The organism is Polaribacter haliotis, from assembly GCF_014784055.1.
Classification (GTDB): domain Bacteria; phylum Bacteroidota; class Bacteroidia; order Flavobacteriales; family Flavobacteriaceae; genus Polaribacter; species Polaribacter haliotis.
On sequence record NZ_CP061813.1, the window covers coordinates 3,469,296 to 3,490,908 of the forward strand.

Sequence of the window (21,613 nt, forward strand, 5' to 3'; positions counted from 1 at the left end):
ATTTAAAAAAAGAAACGATGGACAGTATTCGACATTATTTCGAAAGAAATGGTTTTGGAGTTTTCTCAAGATTAGCAGATAGGCTAGGAATGCGAGCCGTTAACGTGCGTTTGTTTTTTATTTATGTCACATTTTTTACAGTCGGTTTATCTTTTGGCTTGTATTTAACGATGGCCTTTTTATTAAAATTAAAAGATAAAATTTACACTAAAAGAAGCTCGGTTTTCGATTTATAATTATGCCCATTTTACAATCTAAGATTAATAAAATTGTAGTGCTTGTAGTTTCAATTCTAGCAATTGGAACGATTGGGTATATGACGCTCTCTAATTATAATTTAGTGGATGCTTTATATATGACTGTAATTACAGTAACTACAGTTGGTTTTGGAGAATTAAGGCCTTTTTCTCCTCAAGAAAAAGTTTTTACAATATTTTTAATTTTAACAAGTATAACAGTTTTTGGGTATGCAGTTTCTGCATTTTCAGAATATTTAGTAAGTGGTAAATTATTCGAACATTTTAAACACAAAAGAGTGGAAAAAGAAATAGCACGATTAAAAGGACATACCATTGTTTGTGGTTTTGGTAGAAATGGAAAGCAAGCAATTTTAAAATTAGGTAATTATAACAAAAAGTTTGTAGTTGTAGAGAAGAATAAAGAAATGATTGAAGCCATAGATACAGAAGGGATGCTAAATATCGAAGGAGATGCTACTTTAGATGAAACTTTACAAAGAGCAGGAATCGAAAAAGCATCTTTTTTAATTACTGCTTTACCATCAGATGCAGATAATTTATTTGTGGTTTTAACTGCAAGTCAATTGAATCCAAAATGTAGAGTAATTAGCAGAGCTTCTAACGAATCTTCTTACAGTAAACTTAAAATTGCAGGAGCAGATAATGTAATTATGCCAGATAAATTGGGTGGAGATCACATGGCTTCTTTGGTTACAACTCCAGATGTCATTGAATTTGTAGACAGGTTAACGATTGAAGGAGAAACTACAGCGAATTTAGAAGAAATTGCAGTAGACGATTTACCAAAAAAATATTTGAATAAAAATATTTTAGATTTAGATTTAAGGCGTCAAACAGGTTGTACAGTTATTGGTTTTAAAAATCCTGATAGAGATTATATTATAAATCCTGAAGCAGATATTCAATTGGTTGCAGGTTCACATTTAATTGTTTTAGGTAGACCAGAACAAATTATAAAATTGAGAGAATTATTTTAGAATGAAGAAAATTGTTATTACAGGTAGTAATGGATTGTTAGGTCAGTCTTTGTTAAATTTATTATTAGAAGAAAAAGACAAATACGAAGTAATTGGTTTTTCAAAAGGAGAGAATAGGAGTGGAAGAAACGATTTCGAATATATTTCTATAGATATTACAGAAGAATTAATTCTAAAGGGAAAATTACGAGAAATAAAACCTGCAGTAATTATAAACACTGCAGCAATGACGCAAGTAGATGATTGTGAAAATAACAAAGAAGCTTGCGATCTATTAAATGTAACTGTTGTTAAATGGTTAACAGAAGTTTCATCAGCAATAAATTCGCAACTTATACATATTTCTACTGATTTTATTTTTGATGGAGAAAAAGGAAACTACAAAGAAACAGATTCTCCAAACCCTTTAAGTTATTATGGATTATCTAAGTTAAAGTCTGAAGAAATTTTAACAAATTCCAATATAAATTATACAATTCTAAGGACTATTTTGGTTTATGGGAAAGTGTTTGATATGAATAGAAATAACATCGTTCTTTGGGTTAAGAAAATGTTAGAACAACAAAAGGAAATTACTATTGTTAACGACCAATTTAGATCGCCAACTTATGTGGAAAATTTAGCAATGGCGTGTAAATTGTCAATAGATAAAAAAGCAACAGGCATTTATAATATTGCTTCTAATGACTTATTAAGTGTTTATGAAATTGCACAACAAATTGCAGATAGTTTTAAGCTGGATAAGAGTTTTATAAAACCAATATCAACATCAACATTAAACCAAACAGCTCCAAGGCCAGCGAAAACAGGTTTCGATTTGTCAAAAACAAATAAAGATCTAGGTTTTTATCCAAAGTCTTTCAAAGAAGATTTAGAAAGATTTAAAGAAAAATTAACGTAAAAAACACATTTAACTCATAAAAGTTGTTGAAAGCGCAATTTTTTATGATATTGCAAGCTACTAATTAAAAATATACTAATCATACTTTAATATTATGAAGAAAAAACTTCTTTCGTTGCTATTCTTAGCAGCCCCATTTTTAACATTTGCACAAGAAAAAGGTTTAGATCAACAAATAGACGAAGCATTTGGTAATGCCACAGGTTGGTTTGTTGATATTATTTTTTATCAAATTCCATTTTCAGAAAACGTTAGTATTTATTGGGTGTTATTTCCATTAATTTTAGGAGCTTTATACTTTACATTTTATTTCAACTTTATTAATTTTAAAGGTTTTATTACTTCCATAAATATTGTTAGAGGTAAATACGATGGTTTAGAAGGTAAAGGAGAAAATAAAGCGATTGAAGTTTCGGATAATGTTTCTACAACAGAAGAGGGAGATAATCCAGATACAATTAGAGTAGAAGGTCATGATGGAGAGGTTACTCACTTTCAGGCGCTAACTGCAGCATTGTCTGCAACAGTAGGTTTAGGAAATATTGCTGGAGTTGCAATTGCAGTTTCAATTGGTGGTGCAGGTGCTACTTTTTGGATGATTGTTGCAGGTTTCTTAGGAATGGCATCTAAATTTGTAGAATGTACATTAGGTGTTAAATATAGAGATATCGAAGCAGATGGAACTGTTTATGGAGGTCCAATGTATTATTTAACAAAAGGATTAAAAAATAAAACTTTAGGTAAAATACTAGCAGCGCTATTTGCAATTTTCGTAATTGGAGGTTCTTTTGGTGGTGGAAACATGTTTCAAGTAAATCAAGCGTTTCAATTAGTTCAAAATATTACAGGAGGTGAAGAATCTTTCTTAAACGGTTATGGTTGGGCTTTTGGTTTAGTAATGGCAGTTTTAGTTGGTATTGTAATTATTGGAGGTATTAAAAAAATCGCTAAAGTAACAGATAAAATTGTGCCTTTTATGGTGGCAATTTATGTGGCTGCATCTTTATATGTAATTTTCTATAATTACGATATGATTGGAGATGCATTTATGCAAATTTTCAACGGAGCATTCAGTCCAGAAGGAATTGCAGGTGGTGCAGTTGGTGTTTTAGTACAAGGATTTAGAAGAGCGGCTTTCTCAAACGAAGCAGGTATAGGTTCTGCATCTATTGCGCATTCAGCAGTAAAAACAAAATATGCAGCAAGTGAAGGTATGGTTGCATTATTAGAGCCTTTTATAGATACAGTTGTAGTTTGTACAATGACGGCTTTAGTGTTAATTATTACAGGAAATGTAACTGCAGAAAATGCATCTTTAAATGACGCACAAGCAATTTTATTAACATCAGGAGCATTCGAATCTGCAATTTCTTGGTTTCCATATGTATTAACTGTTGCAGTTGTTTTATTCGCATTTAGTTCTATGATTTCTTGGTCTTACTATGGTTTTCAAGGTTGGGCTTATTTATTTGGAAGATCTAAAAAAATGGAGTACGCTTACAAGGTAATTTTTTGTGTATTTGTGGTAATTGGTGCAGCAGCAAGTTTAGGTTCTGTAATTGGTTTCTCAGATGCAATGGTTTTTGCAATGATGGTTCCAAACATGGTTGGTTTAGTACTTTTAGCGCCGAAAGTAAAGGCAGAATTAAAAAGATATATGGGAGCAATTAAAGCTGAAAAGGCAGAAAACGCATAAATTTATAAAATGAACATATTTAAATCCCATTTCTGGTATAACAAAAGCCAAAGAAATGGGGTTTTTCTTTTAGTATTACTAATAATTGCCTTCCAATGTATTATTGTTTTTGTTGATTTTTCTTCGGATAAAATAATAGACACAAATTCCCCAGAAGTGTTAGCTTTTCAGCACAAAATAGACAGTCTTCAAAAAGTTGAAATAGAAAACAGAAAGCCAAAAATTTACCCTTTCAACCCAAATTATATTACAGATTTTAGAGGTGAGCAGTTAGGAATGTCTTTGGATGAAATAGATAGATTGTTAGCATATAGAAAAACAAATAAATTCGTCAACTCAAAAAAAGAATTTCAGCAGATAACCAAAGTTTCAGACACTTTACTTCATAAGATTTCTCCTTATTTTAAATTTCCAGACTGGGTTGTTAAAAGAAATCAGCAAACAAATAAAAGTTATTATAAGAATAGTAATACTTCTATCAAAAGAATAAGGAAACCGATTTCAACAACTGATATCAACAAGGCAACTGCAGAAGATTTTCAATCGATAAGTGGAATTGGGCCTGCTTTTTCAGAAAGAATTATTAAGTATCGTTCTAAATTACAAGGATTTTCATTTCAAGATCAAATTTACGAAGTTTGGAATTTGGAGAAAGATGTAGCAAATAGAGTATTAGAAACATTTAAAATAATTGATAAACCAACAATTAAAACTCAAAATGTAAATACTATAACTTTCAAGCAGTTGCTTAAAAATCCCTATATAAACTACGAACTGTGTAAGAAGATTTTTAATTACAGAGACGAAGTTGCAGAACTTCAAAATATTTCCGAATTAAAAAATATCGAAGGTTTTCCGTTAGATAAATATGAGAGAATAGTCTTATATTTGGTGGCAGAATAAACAACTCAAACTAGTGCTATATGAATAGTATGTATTTTACTGAAGAACACGAAGCTTTTCGTGAAAGTTTTAAAGAATTTTTGAAAAAAGAAGTAGTGCCTCACATAGAAAAGTGGGAGAAAACTGGAACTATAGAACGTTTCATTTGGAAAAAGTTTGGAGAAATGGGGTACTTTGGTTTAAATACTCCAGAAGAATTTGGTGGAATGGGTTTAGACCTTTTTTACACAGTAATTTTTTTAGAAGAATTACAGAAAGTAAATTCTGGTGGATTTGCAGCTGCAATGTGGGCACATGAATATTTAGCAATGACACACCTAAATAAAGAAGGTGACGATTTTATAAAAAATAAATATTTAGTACCAAGTGTAGAAGGAGATATGATTGGTTGTTTGTGTATCACAGAGCCTTTTGGTGGGTCAGATGTTGCAGGAATGCGTTCAACAGCAATAAAGCAAGGAGATAAATACATTTTAAACGGTTCTAAAACATTTATTACAAACGGAATTTATTCAGACTATTTAATAGTTGCAGCAAAAACAGATCCTTCAGATAAATACAAAGGAATTAGTATTTTTGTTTTAGATAGAGATACAAAAGGAGTTTCTGCAACCAAATTAAATAAATTAGGTTGGCGCGCTTCAGATACAGGAGAAATTGCTTTCGATAATGTAGAAATTCCAGCTTCAAACTTAATGGGAGAAGAAGGTAAAGGCTTTCCTTATATTATGCAACATTTCGCTTTAGAGCGTTTAATTATGGGAATCAATGCACATGCAAGAGCAGAATATGCAGTAGAATATGCAATTGGTTACATGCAAGAACGTGTTGCTTTTGGTAAATCTTTAGATAGGTTTCAAGTTTTAAGACATAAAATTGCAGAAATGGCAAGTAGAGTAGATATGTGTAAAGAGTATAACTATTCAATTACAAAGCGTTTAAACGATGGTCAATATGTTGTAAAAGAAGCGAGTATGTCAAAGATGCTGTCAACAAAAATGGCAGACGAAGTAATTTACGACGCATTACAATTATTGGGTGGTTATGGATATATGGAAGATTATCCAATGGCACGTTTATTTAGAGATAGTAGATTAGGGCCAATTGGTGGAGGAACTTCGGAAATCTTAAAAGAGATTATCGCTAAAATGGTAATCGACAATAAAGAGTACAAGCCTGCAACATAATTTATAAATGAGGGAGTATGCTCCCTTGCTTTATTTCTAAAATATCCTGCAAGATTTTAAAATTTTGCAGGATATTGTATTTTATCATAAAAACAAATAACAGGTCCTAATCTTAAGACTGAAAACTGCGACTAAACATTGTGGCTGCCAACTGCCAACTAAAAAAAACTGTAAACTCTTTTGGGCGTTCCCTAAAGGTCGAGCTTTTCGCTACAATCTTTTGCCTTAAAAAAGGCAAAAGGATTTCCACTACAATCCCTAACGCAAATTCAGGGTGTAAAAATAATTTAGATTTTAGAATTGTCAATTCATAATTTGTAATTACATTTGCAGTCCAAAAAATAAACCAAATAGTTTAAATACTATTCAAAATATAAAGATACTATGAAGGGAGGTGCCAACTTATGTTAATTATACCTATTAAAGAAGGAGAAAACATCGATAGAGCTTTAAAGCGTTATAAGAGAAAATTCGATCGTACAAAAACGATGAAGAACTTGCGTGCTAGAAAGAACTTTACAAAACCTTCAGTAGCAAATAGAGCTCAAAGAATAAAAGCTTCTTACGTTCAAAGATTAAGAACACAAGAAGAAGTAGGTTAATTAAACTCCTTTTTGAAAAATCTAAAAGATTTTCTCAAAATTGTAAGTTCAATTAATTCCGCTTAAAAGTAGACTCTTTTATAAGAGAATTTACTTTAAAACAATAAAACTCGTAACATATTAATATGTTACGAGTTTTTTTATACCTTATTTTACTAACTTTGAGTTTAAAATAAATAAATTCAAATCCAGAAAATTAAATTTTGAACACCCCTGTAGAATCTTTCTTGGAATACCTTTCACTAGAAAAGCAATACTCTAAACACACAGTTACTGCGTATAAAACAGATTTGTTGTCTTTCAAAGATTTTTGTGAAACGGAATATGATATAGAAAACCTACTAGAGGTGCATTATCCAATTGTAAGAAGTTGGGTAGTTTATTTAATTAATTTAGGGATTTCTAATAGAAGTGTTAATAGAAAAGGAACATCCTTAAAATCATTTTATAAATACCTTCAAAAAACAGAACAGATAGATAATAATCCCTTGGCAAAATTTAGAGCTTTAAAAGTTGAGAAAAAGGTACAAGTTCCATTTTCACAAAGAGAAGTAAACGATGTAATTAATTCAATTAGTTTAAAAGAAGATTTTATTTCGGTTAGAAATAAACTAATTATAGAGTTTTTCTATTCTATGGGTTTAAGAAGAATAGAGTTAATAAATATAAAAGAATCCGATTTAAACTTATCCGAAAATACTGTAAAAATATTAGGAAAAAGAAAAAAAGAACGTTTTGCTCCAATATTAGAATCTGTTTTGGAAACTTTAAGAAAATATTTAATATTAAAAAAGCAATACACAATTTTAGAAGACGTTTTGTTTATAACTGAGAAAGGAAATAAAATTTATGAAACACTTGTTTACAGAATTATAAATTCTTACTTTAGTCAAGTCTCTTCGAAGGTGAAAAAGAGTCCTCATATACTAAGGCATTCTTTTGCAACACATCTTTTAAATGAAGGAGCAGATTTAAATTCAGTTAAGGAATTGCTAGGGCATTCATCCTTGGCTTCAACTCAAGTCTATACACACAATAGTCTTGATGCAATTAAAAAAGTGTATAACCAAGCTCACCCTAGGAGCAAACAAAAAGAATAATTTATGAAAGTATTCACACAATCAGTTAATTTCAATGCAGACAACGAGCTAATTAAGTTTGTAGAAAAGAAAGTAGAAGCTTTAGTTAAATTTCATGACAAGATAGTCGATGCAGAAGTTTTTTTAAAAGTTCAGAATACTAGTGACAAAGAAAATAAAATAACAGAAGTTAAAATTAATATTCCTGGAAGCGAATTAATAGTAAAAAGAGAAACAAAAACCTTTGAGGAAGGTGTTAATTCAGCTGTAGATAATTTAAAGAGACAATTAAAAAGATCTAAAGAAAAGCACAGAGATTCATTAATTTCATAAAAAGACAAAAAAAAGTAAAAAAATAATTATAAAAAGTTTTAGAATATAAAAAAACTTTATACATTTGCAATCCGTTAGAAATAGCGGGTTGTTTTTTTATAACAAAAGCCGATGTAGCTCAGCTGGCTAGAGCAGCTGATTTGTAATCAGCAGGTCGTGGGTTCGAGTCCCTCCATCGGCTCAAAAACTTAAAGTTTTTGAAAATTAAAAGAAAAACAGTTAAGTTCATTAAAATAGTAAATTAAAGGGGAGATACTCAAGCGGCCAACGAGGACGGACTGTAACTCCGTTGACTACGTCTTCGCAGGTTCGAATCCTGCTCTCCCCACAATTTACATAATGCGAAAGTAGCTCAGTTGGTAGAGCGTCAGCCTTCCAAGCTGAATGTCGCCGGTTCGAACCCGGTCTTTCGCTCAAATTAAATCAACAAAGCCGGTGTAGCTCAGTTGGTAGAGCGCATCCTTGGTAGGGATGAGGTCATGGGTTCAAGTCCCATCATTGGCTCATTTAATACGTATTATTAGACACTAAATATATTTAAACTAAGAATTAAAATTAATAATTATGGCAAAAGGAACTTTTGACCGTTCGAAACCACACTTAAACATTGGTACTATCGGACACGTAGATCACGGTAAAACAACTTTAACTGCGGCTATTACTAAAGTATTAGCTGATGCAGGATTCTCTGAAGCTAGATCTTTTGATCAGATTGATAATGCTCCAGAAGAAAAAGAAAGAGGTATTACAATTAATACTTCGCATGTAGAATATCAGACGGCTAATCGTCACTATGCACACGTAGACTGTCCAGGTCACGCGGATTATGTGAAGAACATGGTAACTGGTGCTGCTCAAATGGATGGAGCTATTTTAGTGGTTGCGGCTACGGATGGTCCTATGCCACAAACAAGAGAGCATATCTTATTAGGTCGTCAAGTAGGAATTCCTCGTATCGTTGTTTTCTTAAACAAAGTTGATATGGTTGATGATGAAGAGCTTTTAGAATTAGTAGACATGGAAGTTAGAGAATTATTATCTTTCTATGAGTACGATGGAGATAATGGTCCTGTTGTTTCAGGTTCTGCTTTAGGAGCTTTAAATGGTGAGCAAAAATGGGTTGATACTGTGTTAGAATTAATGGCGCAAGTTGATGAGTGGATTGAAGAGCCTTTAAGAGAAGTTGATAAAGATTTCTTAATGCCTGTTGAAGATGTATTTTCAATTACAGGTCGTGGTACAGTAGCAACTGGACGTATCGAAACTGGAATTGCAAACACTGGAGATGTTGTTGATATCATTGGTATGGGTGCAGAGAAAATGACATCTACAATTACTGGTATTGAAATGTTTCGTCAAATCTTAGATAGAGGTGAGGCAGGAGATAATGCAGGTATCTTATTAAGAGGTATAGCAAAAGAAGATATTAAAAGAGGTATGGTAATCTGTAAGCCAGGTTCTGTAACTCCTCACGCTAAATTTAAGGCAGAGGTGTATGTTCTTAAAAAAGAAGAAGGTGGTCGTCACACTCCATTCCATAACAACTATCGTCCACAGTTCTATGTAAGAACTACAGATGTTACTGGTACTATTAATTTACCTTCAGGAGTTGAAATGGTAATGCCAGGAGATAACTTAACAATTACAGTTGATTTGATTCAGCCAATCGCATTAAACGTAGGTTTACGTTTTGCAATCCGTGAGGGTGGTAGAACAGTTGGTGCAGGTCAGGTAACTGAATTATTAGACTAATATTTTTATTAGTTTATTAGTTGATAAATATAAAAGGTATTCCGTTTTTAACGGAATACCTTTATCAATGAAATAACAAACGGGCGTAGTTCAGCGGTAGAGCACTGGTCTCCAAAACCAGCTGTCGGGAGTTCGAATCTCTCCGCCCGTGCAATTAAAATACGAGAAAAGGAATTTATTTTTAGTAAAGTAAATTTCCGATTCACGACAAATAAAAAACGTAAGATGAACTTTATACAATATATCAAAGATTCTTTTGATGAATTAAATAACCACATGACGTGGATTTCTAAAGAAGAAGCTCAAAAAACAACTGTAACTGTAGCTGTATTTACAATTTTGTTTGCATTAGCAGTTGCTGGTATAGATTATGTTTTTCAAACAGGATTAGATAATTATTTCAAATTATTTTAATAAAATAAATTATGGCTGATTCAGTGATGAAATGGTATGTTGTAAGAGCCATTGGAGGACAAGAGAATAAAGTAAAAGCTTATATAGAAACAGAAATTTCTAGAGTTGGTTTGTCTGATTATGTTAGTCAGGTTATAGTTCCAACAGAAAAAGTTGTTCAAATAAGAAATGGAAAAAAAGTAAACAGAGAAAGAGTTTATTTTCCAGGATATATTATGGTTGAGGCAAATCTTTCAGGAGAGGTTCCTCACGTAATAAAAGCAATTACAGGAGTTATCGGTTTTTTAGGTGAAACTAAAGGAGGTGAACCCGTTCCTATGCGTAAATCGGAAGTGAATAGAATGTTAGGTAAAGTTGATGAACTTTCAGTTCAAGACGAAAACGTAGCAATTCCTTTTAACATAGGAGAAACAGTAAAAGTTGTAGATGGTCCTTTTAACGGATTTGATGGAACGATTGAAAAAGTGAATGAAGAAAAGCGTAAGCTTGAGGTAATGGTTAAGATATTCGGAAGAAAAACTCCATTAGAATTAAGCTACATGCAAGTAGAAAAAATATAATTGTTACACAAGTATATATAATACCGATTTGTTTTGATGCTTCCAAATTAAAACAAATCATTAAACATTTTTAAAATGGCAAAAGAAGTTAGTAAAGTAGTTAAGTTACAAGTAAGGGGAGGCGCAGCGAATCCATCGCCGCCGGTTGGACCCGCTTTAGGAGCTGCTGGTGTTAACATTATGGAGTTCTGTAAGCAGTTTAATGCGAGATCGCAAGACAAACAAGGTAAAGTTTTACCTGTTGTTATAACTGTTTATAAAGACAAATCTTTCGATTTCGTCGTAAAAACTCCTCCTGCAGCAGTTCAGTTACTAGAAGCGGCCAAAATTAAAAAAGGTTCAGGAGAACCAAACAGGAAAAAAGTAGCATCAGTTACTTGGGATCAAATTAAAGTAATTGCAGAAGACAAAATGGTAGATTTAAATGCCTTTGAAATTACTTCAGCAATGCGAATGATTGCAGGTACAGCACGTTCTATGGGATTAACAGTAAAAGGTAATGCACCAGCATAAATTTTATAAAAAGTAGTAAAATGGCAAAATTAACAAAAAAGCAAAAAGTAGCTTACGCAAAAGTAGATAGCTCTATATCTTACGATTTAGCAGCAGCTTCAGCGCTAGTCAAAGACATTACTAATGTAAAGTTTGATGCATCAGTAGATTTAGCAATACGTTTAGGAGTAGATCCACGTAAAGCTAATCAAATGGTTCGTGGTGTTGTAACATTACCTCACGGAACTGGTAAAGATGTAAAAGTTTTAGCATTAGTAACTCCAGATAAAGAAGCAGAAGCTACAGCAGCAGGTGCAGATTATGTTGGGTTAGATGAATACCTTCAAAAAATTAAAGGAGGTTGGACAGATGTAGATGTAATTATCACAATGCCTAGTGTAATGGGTAAATTAGGTCCTTTAGGAAGAGTTTTAGGTCCAAGAGGTTTAATGCCAAACCCAAAAACAGGTACAGTAACAATGGATGTTGCAAAAGCTGTTCAAGATGTAAAAGCTGGTAAGATCGACTTTAAAGTTGATAAAACTGGAATTGTACATGCAGCAATCGGGAAAGTATCGTTTGATGCTAAGAAGATTGAAGAAAATGCAAACGAGTTAATACAAACAATTATTAAATTGAAACCTACAACTGCAAAAGGAACGTATGTAAAAAGCGTTTTTATGTCTAGTACCATGAGTCCTAGTATTGCTGTTGAAGTAAAAACTGTTTAATACGTTAAAACTTATAATTATGACTAGAGAAGAGAAATCACAAGTAATACAAGATTTAACAGCAGTATTAGCAGACACTAACACGTTATATTTAGCAGATATATCTGGACTAAATGCACAGACTACCTCAAATTTACGTAGAGCGTGTTTTAAAGCAGGTGTTCAGTTATCAGTTGTTAAAAACACATTACTTGCGAAAGCAATGGAAGCATCAGACAAAGATTTTGGTGAACTTCCAACAACATTAAAAGGTAATACTTCAATGATGATTTCTGAAGCAGCTAATGCTCCAGCAAAATTAATCAAAGAATTCAGAAAGAAATCTAAAAAGCCCTTATTAAAAGGAGCTTTTGCAGAAGAATCTGTATATATTGGAGATGAACAATTAGATGCTTTAGTAGACATTAAGTCTAGAGAAGAATTAATTGGAGAAATCATTGGATTATTACAATCACCAGCTAAGAATGTTATTTCAGCATTACAATCAGGTGGTCAAACACTTTCAGGTATTATCAAAACATTATCTGAAAAATAATTACGCGCACAAATAAACTAAAATAAACAAAATTTAAAACAATTAAAATGGCAGAATTAAAAGATTTCGCAGAGCAATTAGTTAACTTAACAGTAAAAGAAGTTAATGAATTAGCTACTATTTTAAAAGACGAGTATGGTATTGAGCCAGCAGCAGCAGCAGTTGCAGTAGCAGGTCCAGCAGCAGGTGGAGATGATGCAGCAGATGAGCAAACTGAATTCGATGTAATTTTAACAGCAGCAGGTGGTTCTAAACTTGCAGTAGTAAAATTAGTTAAAGAATTAACTGGTTTAGGATTAAAAGAAGCAAAAGGTATCGTAGATAGCGCACCAGCAGCAGTAAAAGAAGGAGTATCTAAAGATGAGGCTGAAGGTCTTAAAAAATCTTTAGAAGAAGCAGGAGCTGAGGTAGAGCTTAAGTAAGCTTTTATCCCGAAGTTTCGGGCAAACAAATTTAGGTTTAGGTACTAGAAACAATGTTTTTAGACCTAAACCATTTTGTGTATATATTCGTTCTTTATTTTAATTCAGATTTTAATCAAAAAAATATTCTCTTTTGGCAACGAAAAACACTACTGAAAGAATCAACTTCGCTACTTCTCAAATGATTAAAGAATATCCAGACTTTTTGGATATTCAGGTAAAGTCTTTTCAAGACTTTTTCCAGCTTCAAACAAAGGCAGAAGAAAGAGGTGAAGAAGGTTTGTACAAAACCTTCATGGATAACTTTCCAATTACAGATACAAGAAATCAATTTGTATTAGAATTTTTAGACTACTTTGTAGACCCACCAAGATATTCAATTCAAGAATGTATTGAGAGAGGTTTAACACACAGTGTGCCCTTAAAAGCACGTCTTAAATTGTACTGTACAGATCCTGAACACGAAGATTTCGAAACAATTGTTCAAGATGTGTATTTGGGTACAATTCCTTATATGACTAATTCTGGAACCTTTGTAATAAATGGTGCAGAACGTGTTGTGGTTTCTCAACTACATAGATCTCCGGGTGTATTCTTCGGGCAATCATTCCACGCAAATGGTACAAAATTATACTCTGCAAGAGTAATTCCTTTTAAAGGATCTTGGATAGAGTTTGCTACCGATATCAATCAAGTGATGTACGCTTATATTGATAGAAAGAAAAAATTACCAGTAACTACATTATTCAGAGCCATAGGTTTTGAAAGAGACAAAGATATATTAGAAATTTTTGATCTTGCAGAAGAAGTTAAAGTTTCTAAAGCTGGATTAAAGAAAGTATTAGGAAGAAAACTTGCCGCTAGAGTTTTAAAAACTTGGCATGAAGATTTTGTAGATGAAGATACTGGAGAAGTTGTATCAATCGAAAGAAACGAAATAGTTTTCGATCGTGATACAATTTTAGAAAAAGAACATATAGATGAAATAATAGAAGCAGGTGCTAAAACGGTTTTACTTCATAAGGAAGACAACCATATGGCAGATTATGCCATTATTCATAATACTTTACAAAAAGATCCTACAAATTCTGAAAAAGAAGCTGTAGAACATATCTATAGACAATTACGTAATGCAGAACCGCCAGATGAGGAGACTGCAAGAGGTATTATAGATAAGTTGTTCTTTTCTGAACAACGTTATAATTTGGGTGAAGTTGGTCGTTTTAGAATGAACACAAAGCTTCAGTTGAATGAGCCTATGGATCAGAAAGTATTATCGAAATTAGATATTATTACAATTATAAAATATTTAATTGAGTTAATTAATTCTAAAGCAGAGGTAGATGATATCGATCACTTATCTAACAGACGTGTAAGAACTGTTGGAGAACAATTAGCAGGTCAGTTTGGTGTTGGTTTAGCTCGTATGGCTAGAACAATTCGTGAGCGTATGAATGTGCGTGATAACGAGGTGTTTACACCAATAGATTTGATTAATGCAAAAACATTATCATCTGTAATTAATTCATTCTTCGGAACGAATCAATTATCTCAGTTTATGGATCAAACGAATCCATTAGCGGAAATTACACACAAACGTCGTTTATCTGCACTTGGACCTGGAGGTTTATCTAGAGAAAGAGCAGGTTTTGAGGTTCGTGATGTTCACTATACGCATTATGGGCGTTTATGTCCTATTGAAACTCCAGAGGGACCAAATATTGGTTTAATTTCTTCACTTGCAGTATTTGCAAAAGTGAATAATTTAGGTTTTATTGAAACTCCTTATAGAAAAGTAAATGAAGGTGTTGTTGCAACTGATGAACCAATTTATTTAAGTGCTGAAGAAGAAGAAGGAATGCGTTTTGCGCAATCTAACGTTCCTGTTGATGAAAAAGGTACTTTTAAAGAAGAAAGAATAATTTCTAGAGAAGGTGGTGATTTTCCTGTTGTAACTCCGCAAGAAGTTCAATATATGGATGTTGCTCCAAATCAAATTGCATCAATATCTGCATCTTTAATTCCTTTCTTGGAACATGATGATGCCAACCGTGCATTAATGGGATCGAACATGATGCGTCAAGCAGTTCCATTATTACGTCCAGAATCTCCAATTGTTGGAACAGGATTAGAGCGTAGAGTCGCAAAAGATTCACGTATTTTAATTAATGCTGAAGGAAATGGAGTAGTTGAGTATGTAGATGCTAATAAGATTACAATTAAATACGATAGAACTGAAGAAGAAAGAATGGTTAGTTTCGATTCTGATGAAGTTTCTTATAATTTAATTAAATTTAGAAAAACCAATCAAGGTACTTCTATTAACTTAAAGCCGATTGTAGAAAGAGGTGATAGAGTTTCTGAAGGACAAGTTCTTTGTGAAGGTTATGCAACACAAAAAGGAGAATTAGCTTTAGGAAGAAATATGAAAGTAGCCTTTATGCCTTGGAAAGGGTATAACTTTGAGGATGCAATTGTAATTTCTGAAAAAGTAGTTCGTGAAGATATATTTACATCTATTCATATTGATGAGTATTCTTTAGATGTTAGAGATACAAAATTAGGAACTGAAGAGTTAACTAATGATATTCCTAACGTTTCTGAAGAAGCAACAAGCAATTTAGATGAAAATGGAATGATAAGAATTGGAGCAGAAGTAAATCCTGGTGACATTTTAATTGGTAAAATTACACCAAAGGGAGAATCTGATCCAACTCCAGAAGAAAAATTATTACGTGCTATTTTTGGTGATAAAGCGGGTGATGTAAAAGATGCATCATTAAAAGCTTCACCATCATTAAGAGGTGTAGTAATTGATAAAAAATTATTTAAAAGAGCTGTAAAAGACAAGAACAAGAGATTAAGAGATAAAGAAGCAGTTACTGCATTAGAATCTTCTTTTGTTTCTAAGTTTGAAGGCTTAAAAGATGAGTTAATTGAGAAATTATTCACTTTAATTAGTGGTAAAACTTCTCAAGGAGTGTTTAATGATTTAGGTGAAGAAGTATTACCAAAAGGTAAGAAATATACACTTAAAATGTTAAACTCTGTGGACGATTATGTACACTTAACAGGTTCTTGGACAACAGATAAAGAATTAAACGATTATGTAGGTGAATTAGTTCACAACTACAAAATTAAAGTAAATGATTTACAAGGTTCTTTACGTCGTCAAAAATTTACAATCTCTGTAGGAGATGAATTACCAGCAGGTATTTTAAAATTAGCTAAAGTTTACATCGCTAAAAAACGTAAGTTAAAAGTTGGTGATAAAATGGCGGGACGTCATGGAAATAAAGGTATTGTTGCTCGTATTGTAAGAGCAGAAGACATGCCTTTCTTAGAGGACGGAACTCCAGTAGACATCGTTTTAAATCCTTTAGGTGTACCATCTCGTATGAATATTGGTCAAATTTATGAAACTGTTCTTGGTTGGGCAGGTCAAAAATTAGATAAAAAGTATGCAACACCAATTTTTGATGGAGCATCTTTAGATCAAATTAATGCATATACAGATGAAGCAGGTGTACCAAGATTTGGACACACTTACTTATATGATGGAGGAACAGGTAAACGTTTCGATCAACCAGCAACAGTTGGTATTATTTATATGATTAAGTTAGGTCACATGATTGAAGATAAAATGCACGCGCGTTCTATTGGACCTTATTCATTAATTACACAACAACCATTAGGTGGTAAAGCACAATTTGGTGGTCAGCGTTTTGGAGAGATGGAAGTTTGGGCACTTGAGGCATATGGTGCGTCAAGTATCTTAAGAGAAATCTTAACTGTAAAATCGGATGATGTTATGGGAAGAGCTAAAACATACGAAAGTATTGTTAAAGGGGAGTCTATGCCAGAACCAGGTTTACCAGAATCATTTAACGTATTAATGCATGAACTTAAAGGTTTAGGTTTAGACGTTAGATTAGAAGAATAAATTTTTTCAGTAACCAGTTTTCAGTAGTATTATGCTACTGAAAACTGAATACTGCCAACTGAATACTTATTAAAAGACATGGCAAGAAAACAAGAGAAGTACACTGTAAAAAAGTTTAATAAAATCTCGATTGGTTTATCATCTCCAGAAGCAATATTAGAAGCTTCTAGAGGAGAGGTGTTAAAACCAGAAACTATAAATTATCGTACACACAAACCAGAAAGAGATGGTTTATTTTGTGAGCGTATCTTTGGTCCTGTAAAGGATTACGAATGTGCTTGTGGAAAATACAAAAGAATTCGTTATAAAGGAATTGTTTGTGATAGATGTGGGGTAGAAGTAACAGAAAAGAAAGTACGTAGAGATAGAGTAGGACACATTAATTTGGTGGTTCCTGTAGCTCATATTTGGTACTTTAGATCATTACCTAACAAAATGGGATACCTTTTAGGTTTGCCATCTAAAAAGTTAGATATGATAATTTACTACGAACGTTACGTAGTAATTCAACCAGGTATTGCAAAAGGACCTGAAGGGGAACCATTACAAAAAATGGACTTCTTAACAGAAGAAGAATATTTAGATATTGTTGATGAGTTGCCACAAGAAAATCAATATAAAGATGATGCAGACCCAGATAAGTTTATCGCTAAAATGGGTGCAGAATGTTTAATTGATTTATTAGCACGTATCGATTTAGATGCTTTGTCTTTTGAATTAAGACACAAAGCAAATACAGAAACGTCTAAACAACGTAAAACAGAAGCATTAAAACGTTTAAATGTTGTTGAAGCATTCAGAGACTCTCAGAAAAATAGAGAAAACAATCCTGAGTGGATGATTATGAAGGCAGTACCAGTAATTCCACCAGAATTACGTCCATTAGTGCCTTTAGATGGTGGTCGTTTCGCAACTTCAGATTTAAATGATTTATATAGAAGAGTTATTATCAGAAACAATCGTTTAAAAAGATTAGTTGAGATAAAAGCTCCTGAAGTTATTTTACGTAACGAGAAACGTATGTTACAAGAATCTGTAGATTCATTATTTGATAACACACGTAAATCATCTGCAGTAAAAACAGAATCTAACAGACCTTTAAAATCTTTATCAGATTCTTTAAAAGGTAAACAAGGACGTTTCCGTCAGAACTTATTAGGAAAACGTGTAGATTATTCAGCACGTTCTGTAATTGTTGTTGGACCAGAATTAAAATTATCAGAATGTGGTATCCCAAAAGATATGGCAGCTGAACTTTACAAGCCTTTTGTAATTAGAAAGCTAATTGAAAGAGGAATTGTAAAAACAGTAAAATCTGCTAAGAAAATTATAGATAGAAAAGAACCAGTTGTTTGGGATATTTTAGAAAATGTAATTAAAGGACATCCAGTTTTATTAAACAGGGCTCCTACTTTACACAGACTAGGTATACAAGCATTCCAACCAAAATTAATTGAAGGAAAAGCAATCCAATTGCACCCGTTAGTTTGTACGGCCTTTAATGCCGATTTTGATGGAGATCAAATGGCGGTTCATTTACCATTAGGACCAGAAGCTATTTTAGAAGCGCAAATATTAATGTTGGCTTCTCATAATATCTTAAACCCTGCAAATGGTGCACCAGTAACTGTACCTTCTCAGGATATGGTATTGGGTTTATACTATATGACAAAAGAAAGAATTTCTACTCCAGAAGTACCAATTAAAGGAGAAGGATTAACTTTCTATTCACCAGAAGAAGTAACGATTGCTTTTAACGAAGAAATGGTAGACTTAAATGCTGGTATTAAAGTAAGAACTTATGATGTTGATGAAAATGGAGAACAAGTTAGAAAAATTATAAAAACTACTGTTGGTAGAGTTTTATTTAATGAAAAAGTTCCTCCTGCTGCAGGATACATTAATGAAGTATTGACTAAGAAAAACTTACGTGGAATTATTGGTGGAATTTTAAAAGCTACTGATATTCCTACAACAGGAGAATTCTTAGATCAAATAAAAAATATGGGATATAAATTTGCCTTTCAAGGTGGTTTATCTTTCTCATTAGGGGATATTATTATTCCTGATGAAAAGCAATCTATGATTGATGAAGCTAATAAAGAAGTGGACATCATTGTAGGAAATTATAATATGGGTATGTTAACGCAAAAAGAGCGTTACAATCAGGTAATTGATGTTTGGGGATCTACCAACAATAGATTAACTGAATTATCTATGAAGAATTTACGTGAAGACCAGCAAGGTTTTAACTCGGTTTACATGATGCTAGATTCTGGAGCAAGGGGTTCTAAAGAACAGATTCGTCAGTTAACAGGTATGCGTGGATTAATGGCAAAACCTAAAAAATCTACAGCTGGAGGTGGAGAAATTATTGAGAATCCAATTCTTTCTAACTTTAAGGAAGGGTTATCTATTCTAGAATATTTTATCTCGACTCACGGTGCACGTAAAGGATTGGCAGATACAGCTTTAAAAACGGCAGATGCTGGTTACCTAACTCGTAGATTGGTAGATGTTTCTCAAGATGTTATCATTAATGAAGAAGATTGTGGTACATTAAGAGGTTTAGAAGTAGCTCCTTTAAAGAAAAATGATGAGATTGTAGAATCTTTATCTGACAGAATTGAAGGAAGAATTTCTTTAAACAATGTTTATCATCCTTTAACAGATGAGCTACTATTAGAAGCAAATCAAGCAATTACTTCTCAATTAGCAGATGCAGTTGATAAGTCTGGAATTGATAGTGTAGAAGTAAGATCTCCATTGTCATGTGAGTCTTCAAGAGGTATTTGTGCAAAATGTTACGGACAGAGTTTATCTACCCGTAATAAAGTACAAATTGGTGAAGCAGTTGGTGTAATTGCAGCACAATCTATTGGAGAGCCAGGTACACAGTTAACATTACGTACATTCCACGTTGGTGGGGTTGCAGGTAATATTTCTGAAGATAACAAGCTTGTTGCAAAGTTCGATGGTAATGTAACAATAGAAGATTTAAGAACAGTAATAGGTAAAGATAATGATGGAAACGATGTTGATATTGTTATCTCTAGAACTGCTGAAATTAAAATTGTAGATAAGAAAACAGGAATTACACAGAGTACAAATATTTTACCTTATGGTTCTATCATTTTTGATAAAGATAGAAAAACCATTAAAAAGGGAGATGCAATTGTACAATGGGATCCATTTAATGGTGTAATTGTTTCCGAATTTGGTGGAAAAGTGAAGTTTGACAATTTAGAGCAAGGTATTAACTACTCTGTAGAAATTGATGAGCAAACAGGTTTCCAAGAAAAAGTAATGATTGATTCTAAGAACAAGAAAATCATTGCATCTTTAATTATTGAAGATAAAGATGGTAATGCTTTACGTTCTTATAGTTTACCAGTAGGAGCACATTTAATGGTAAGTGATGGAGATAAAGTAGAGTCTGGTCATACTTTAGTTAAAATACCAAGAAAATCTGGTAAAGCAGGAGATATTACAGGAGGTTTACCACGTGTAACAGAATTATTTGAAGCGCGTAACCCTTCTAATCCATCTGTAGTTTCAGAGATTGATGGTGTTGTTTCTTTCGGGAAAATTAAAAGAGGTAATAGAGAAATTATTGTTGAATCTAAAACTGAAGATGTTAGAAAGTATTTAGTAAAACTTTCGAATCAGATTTTAGTTCAAGAAAATGACTTTATTAAAGCTGGTATGCCATTATCAGACGGAGCAACAACTCCTTCAGATATTTTAAGAATCAAAGGACCATCTGCAGTACAAGAATATTTAGTAAACGAAATTCAAGAAGTATATCGTTTACAAGGTGTAAAAATTAACGACAAACATTTCGAAGTTGTTGTTCGTCAAATGATGCGTAAAGTTAGAATTATCGATTCTGGAGATACATTATTCTTAGAGAATCAATTAATTCATAAAATTGACTTTATCAAAGATAACGACGCAATTTATGGAATGAAAGTAGTTGAAAGTGCTGGAGATTCTGAGAACTTAAAAGAAGGACAAATTATTTCTGCGCGTCAATTAAGAGACGAAAATTCTTTATTAAGAAGAAATGATAAGAATTTAGTTGAAGCAAGAGATGCAAAACCAGCAACTGCAGAACAAGTTTTACAAGGTATTACAAGAGCATCTTTACAAACGAAGTCGTTTATTTCTGCAGCTTCTTTCCAAGAAACTACAAAAGTATTAAATGAAGCCGCTGTAAGTGGAAAAGTAGATACTTTAGAAGGTTTGAAGGAAAATGTAATTGTAGGTAAGAAAATACCAGCAGGAACAGGAATGAGATCTTACGATAAAATAATCGTAGGTCCTAAAGATGAAATAGAACAAAGTTTCTAATTATAACGTGTAAACGTTTAAATATTTTAAAAGTTGAATTGTTTACTGTAAGTTAATTACAATATTCAATTCAACTTTTTTTATTTATCCTCGAGTGCAGTCGAGAGATTTGTAATTAAGGTTTCGACTGCGCTCGACCTGACAAATTTATTAAAATGGAAGAAAATCAAAATAAAGAAGGTCAATTAAATATTGAATTAGATCAAGAAATTGCAGAAGGAACTTATTCTAATTTGGCAATAATAAACCATTCTGTATCAGAGTTTATTGTAGATTTTATAAATATTATGCCTGGAGTACCAAAGGCAAAAGTAAAATCTAGAATAATTTTAACTCCTCAGCATGCAAAAAGACTTACTAAAGCTTTAGCAGACAATGTTCGTAAGTTTGAAGAAGCTCATGGAGAAATAAAAGATTATGAACAACCACCAATTCCAATGAATTTTGGGCCTACAGGACAAGCTTAAAGTAAA

The 21,613-nt window shown here is 32.5% G+C and carries 19 protein-coding genes and 5 tRNA genes; all 24 read left to right on the forward strand.

What is annotated here, in order from left to right; all coding sequences use genetic code 11:
* Positions 1-17: 17 nt before the first annotated feature.
* The 24 genes from H9I45_RS14815 to H9I45_RS14930 all read left to right on the forward strand — a co-directional run bounded on the left by H9I45_RS14815 (position 18) and on the right by H9I45_RS14930 (position 21,607).
* Positions 18-236, forward strand: a complete 219-nt coding sequence (locus H9I45_RS14815) for a PspC domain-containing protein (RefSeq protein WP_088354350.1) — start codon at positions 18-20, stop codon at positions 234-236.
* Between the two features lie 2 nt (positions 237-238).
* Positions 239-1,237: a potassium channel family protein gene (locus H9I45_RS14820; RefSeq protein WP_088354349.1), complete on the forward strand. Its 999-nt coding sequence runs from the start codon at positions 239-241 to the stop codon at positions 1,235-1,237.
* Position 1,238: 1 nt separating this feature from the next.
* Positions 1,239-2,138: an SDR family oxidoreductase gene (locus H9I45_RS14825; protein ID WP_088354348.1), complete on the forward strand. Its 900-nt coding sequence runs from the start codon at positions 1,239-1,241 to the stop codon at positions 2,136-2,138.
* A 94-nt stretch (positions 2,139-2,232) separates the two neighbouring features.
* Positions 2,233-3,834, forward strand: a complete 1,602-nt coding sequence (locus H9I45_RS14830; protein ID WP_088354347.1) for an alanine/glycine:cation symporter family protein — start codon at positions 2,233-2,235, stop codon at positions 3,832-3,834.
* Positions 3,835-3,843: 9 nt separating this feature from the next.
* The gene (locus H9I45_RS14835; RefSeq protein WP_088354346.1) at positions 3,844-4,737 is read left to right on the forward strand and encodes a helix-hairpin-helix domain-containing protein; all 894 of its coding nucleotides are present in this window, start codon (positions 3,844-3,846) and stop codon (positions 4,735-4,737) included.
* Positions 4,738-4,757: 20 nt separating this feature from the next.
* The gene (locus H9I45_RS14840) at positions 4,758-5,924 is read left to right on the forward strand and encodes an acyl-CoA dehydrogenase family protein (protein ID WP_088354345.1); all 1,167 of its coding nucleotides are present in this window, start codon (positions 4,758-4,760) and stop codon (positions 5,922-5,924) included.
* 404 nt (positions 5,925-6,328) lie between these two features.
* Positions 6,329-6,526: a 30S ribosomal protein S21 gene (gene rpsU / locus H9I45_RS14845; RefSeq protein ID WP_036822200.1), complete on the forward strand. Its 198-nt coding sequence runs from the start codon at positions 6,329-6,331 to the stop codon at positions 6,524-6,526.
* Positions 6,527-6,729: 203 nt separating this feature from the next.
* Positions 6,730-7,626, forward strand: coding sequence for a tyrosine-type recombinase/integrase (locus H9I45_RS14850; protein ID WP_088354344.1), 897 nt, complete (start codon positions 6,730-6,732; stop codon positions 7,624-7,626).
* A gap of 3 nt (positions 7,627-7,629) precedes the next feature.
* Positions 7,630-7,938: a ribosome hibernation-promoting factor, HPF/YfiA family gene (gene hpf, locus H9I45_RS14855; RefSeq protein ID WP_088354343.1), complete on the forward strand. Its 309-nt coding sequence runs from the start codon at positions 7,630-7,632 to the stop codon at positions 7,936-7,938.
* Between the two features lie 107 nt (positions 7,939-8,045).
* Positions 8,046-8,119, forward strand: a tRNA-Thr gene (locus H9I45_RS14860).
* A 65-nt stretch (positions 8,120-8,184) separates the two neighbouring features.
* Positions 8,185-8,266, forward strand: a tRNA-Tyr gene (locus tag H9I45_RS14865).
* A gap of 13 nt (positions 8,267-8,279) precedes the next feature.
* Positions 8,280-8,352, forward strand: a tRNA-Gly gene (locus H9I45_RS14870).
* 17 nt (positions 8,353-8,369) lie between these two features.
* Positions 8,370-8,442, forward strand: a tRNA-Thr gene (locus H9I45_RS14875).
* 60 nt (positions 8,443-8,502) lie between these two features.
* The gene (gene tuf / locus H9I45_RS14880; RefSeq protein ID WP_088354342.1) at positions 8,503-9,690 is read left to right on the forward strand and encodes an elongation factor Tu; all 1,188 of its coding nucleotides are present in this window, start codon (positions 8,503-8,505) and stop codon (positions 9,688-9,690) included.
* Between the two features lie 79 nt (positions 9,691-9,769).
* Positions 9,770-9,841: transfer RNA gene (locus H9I45_RS14885), tRNA-Trp, on the forward strand.
* Between the two features lie 74 nt (positions 9,842-9,915).
* Positions 9,916-10,104, forward strand: coding sequence for a preprotein translocase subunit SecE (gene secE / locus H9I45_RS14890; RefSeq protein ID WP_088354341.1), 189 nt, complete (start codon positions 9,916-9,918; stop codon positions 10,102-10,104).
* A gap of 11 nt (positions 10,105-10,115) precedes the next feature.
* Positions 10,116-10,664 (forward strand): transcription termination/antitermination protein NusG, encoded by a 549-nt coding sequence (gene nusG / locus H9I45_RS14895; protein WP_088354340.1) that lies wholly within the window; start codon positions 10,116-10,118, stop codon positions 10,662-10,664.
* Between the two features lie 75 nt (positions 10,665-10,739).
* A complete protein-coding gene (gene rplK, locus H9I45_RS14900) occupies positions 10,740-11,177 on the forward strand; it encodes a 50S ribosomal protein L11 (RefSeq protein ID WP_088354339.1) in 438 nt (145 codons plus the stop codon).
* 20 nt (positions 11,178-11,197) lie between these two features.
* Positions 11,198-11,887 (forward strand): 50S ribosomal protein L1, encoded by a 690-nt coding sequence (gene rplA, locus H9I45_RS14905; RefSeq protein ID WP_088354338.1) that lies wholly within the window; start codon positions 11,198-11,200, stop codon positions 11,885-11,887.
* Between the two features lie 19 nt (positions 11,888-11,906).
* On the forward strand, positions 11,907-12,422 hold the full coding sequence (gene rplJ / locus H9I45_RS14910; RefSeq protein ID WP_088354337.1) for a 50S ribosomal protein L10: 516 nt from the start codon (positions 11,907-11,909) through the stop codon (positions 12,420-12,422).
* Between the two features lie 47 nt (positions 12,423-12,469).
* Entirely contained in the window at positions 12,470-12,844 is a 375-nt protein-coding gene (gene rplL, locus H9I45_RS14915; RefSeq protein ID WP_088354336.1) for a 50S ribosomal protein L7/L12, read from the forward strand.
* Positions 12,845-13,025: 181 nt separating this feature from the next.
* Complete coding sequence (rpoB, locus tag H9I45_RS14920) at positions 13,026-16,787, forward strand: DNA-directed RNA polymerase subunit beta (RefSeq protein WP_254712599.1); 3,762 nt, start codon at positions 13,026-13,028, stop codon at positions 16,785-16,787.
* 78 nt (positions 16,788-16,865) lie between these two features.
* Positions 16,866-21,140 (forward strand): DNA-directed RNA polymerase subunit beta', encoded by a 4,275-nt coding sequence (rpoC, locus tag H9I45_RS14925; RefSeq protein WP_088354334.1) that lies wholly within the window; start codon positions 16,866-16,868, stop codon positions 21,138-21,140.
* A gap of 155 nt (positions 21,141-21,295) precedes the next feature.
* Positions 21,296-21,607, forward strand: coding sequence for a DUF3467 domain-containing protein (locus tag H9I45_RS14930; protein ID WP_088354333.1), 312 nt, complete (start codon positions 21,296-21,298; stop codon positions 21,605-21,607).
* The last annotated feature ends 6 nt before the right edge of the window (positions 21,608-21,613 follow it).

Coding starts and splice junctions, on each gene's coding strand:
- H9I45_RS14815 (WP_088354350.1), top strand. CDS start 18: ATGGACAGTATTCGACATTATTTCGAAAGAAATGGTTTTGGAGTTTTC.
- H9I45_RS14820 (WP_088354349.1), top strand. CDS start 239: ATGCCCATTTTACAATCTAAGATTAATAAAATTGTAGTGCTTGTAGTT.
- H9I45_RS14825 (WP_088354348.1), top strand. CDS start 1,239: ATGAAGAAAATTGTTATTACAGGTAGTAATGGATTGTTAGGTCAGTCT.
- H9I45_RS14830 (WP_088354347.1), top strand. CDS start 2,233: ATGAAGAAAAAACTTCTTTCGTTGCTATTCTTAGCAGCCCCATTTTTA.
- H9I45_RS14835 (WP_088354346.1), top strand. CDS start 3,844: ATGAACATATTTAAATCCCATTTCTGGTATAACAAAAGCCAAAGAAAT.
- H9I45_RS14840 (WP_088354345.1), top strand. CDS start 4,758: ATGAATAGTATGTATTTTACTGAAGAACACGAAGCTTTTCGTGAAAGT.
- rpsU (WP_036822200.1), top strand. CDS start 6,329: ATGTTAATTATACCTATTAAAGAAGGAGAAAACATCGATAGAGCTTTA.
- hpf (WP_088354343.1), top strand. CDS start 7,630: ATGAAAGTATTCACACAATCAGTTAATTTCAATGCAGACAACGAGCTA.
- tuf (WP_088354342.1), top strand. CDS start 8,503: ATGGCAAAAGGAACTTTTGACCGTTCGAAACCACACTTAAACATTGGT.
- secE (WP_088354341.1), top strand. CDS start 9,916: ATGAACTTTATACAATATATCAAAGATTCTTTTGATGAATTAAATAAC.
- nusG (WP_088354340.1), top strand. CDS start 10,116: ATGGCTGATTCAGTGATGAAATGGTATGTTGTAAGAGCCATTGGAGGA.
- rplK (WP_088354339.1), top strand. CDS start 10,740: ATGGCAAAAGAAGTTAGTAAAGTAGTTAAGTTACAAGTAAGGGGAGGC.
- rplA (WP_088354338.1), top strand. CDS start 11,198: ATGGCAAAATTAACAAAAAAGCAAAAAGTAGCTTACGCAAAAGTAGAT.
- rplJ (WP_088354337.1), top strand. CDS start 11,907: ATGACTAGAGAAGAGAAATCACAAGTAATACAAGATTTAACAGCAGTA.
- rplL (WP_088354336.1), top strand. CDS start 12,470: ATGGCAGAATTAAAAGATTTCGCAGAGCAATTAGTTAACTTAACAGTA.
- rpoB (WP_254712599.1), top strand. CDS start 13,026: ATGATTAAAGAATATCCAGACTTTTTGGATATTCAGGTAAAGTCTTTT.
- rpoC (WP_088354334.1), top strand. CDS start 16,866: ATGGCAAGAAAACAAGAGAAGTACACTGTAAAAAAGTTTAATAAAATC.
- H9I45_RS14930 (WP_088354333.1), top strand. CDS start 21,296: ATGGAAGAAAATCAAAATAAAGAAGGTCAATTAAATATTGAATTAGAT.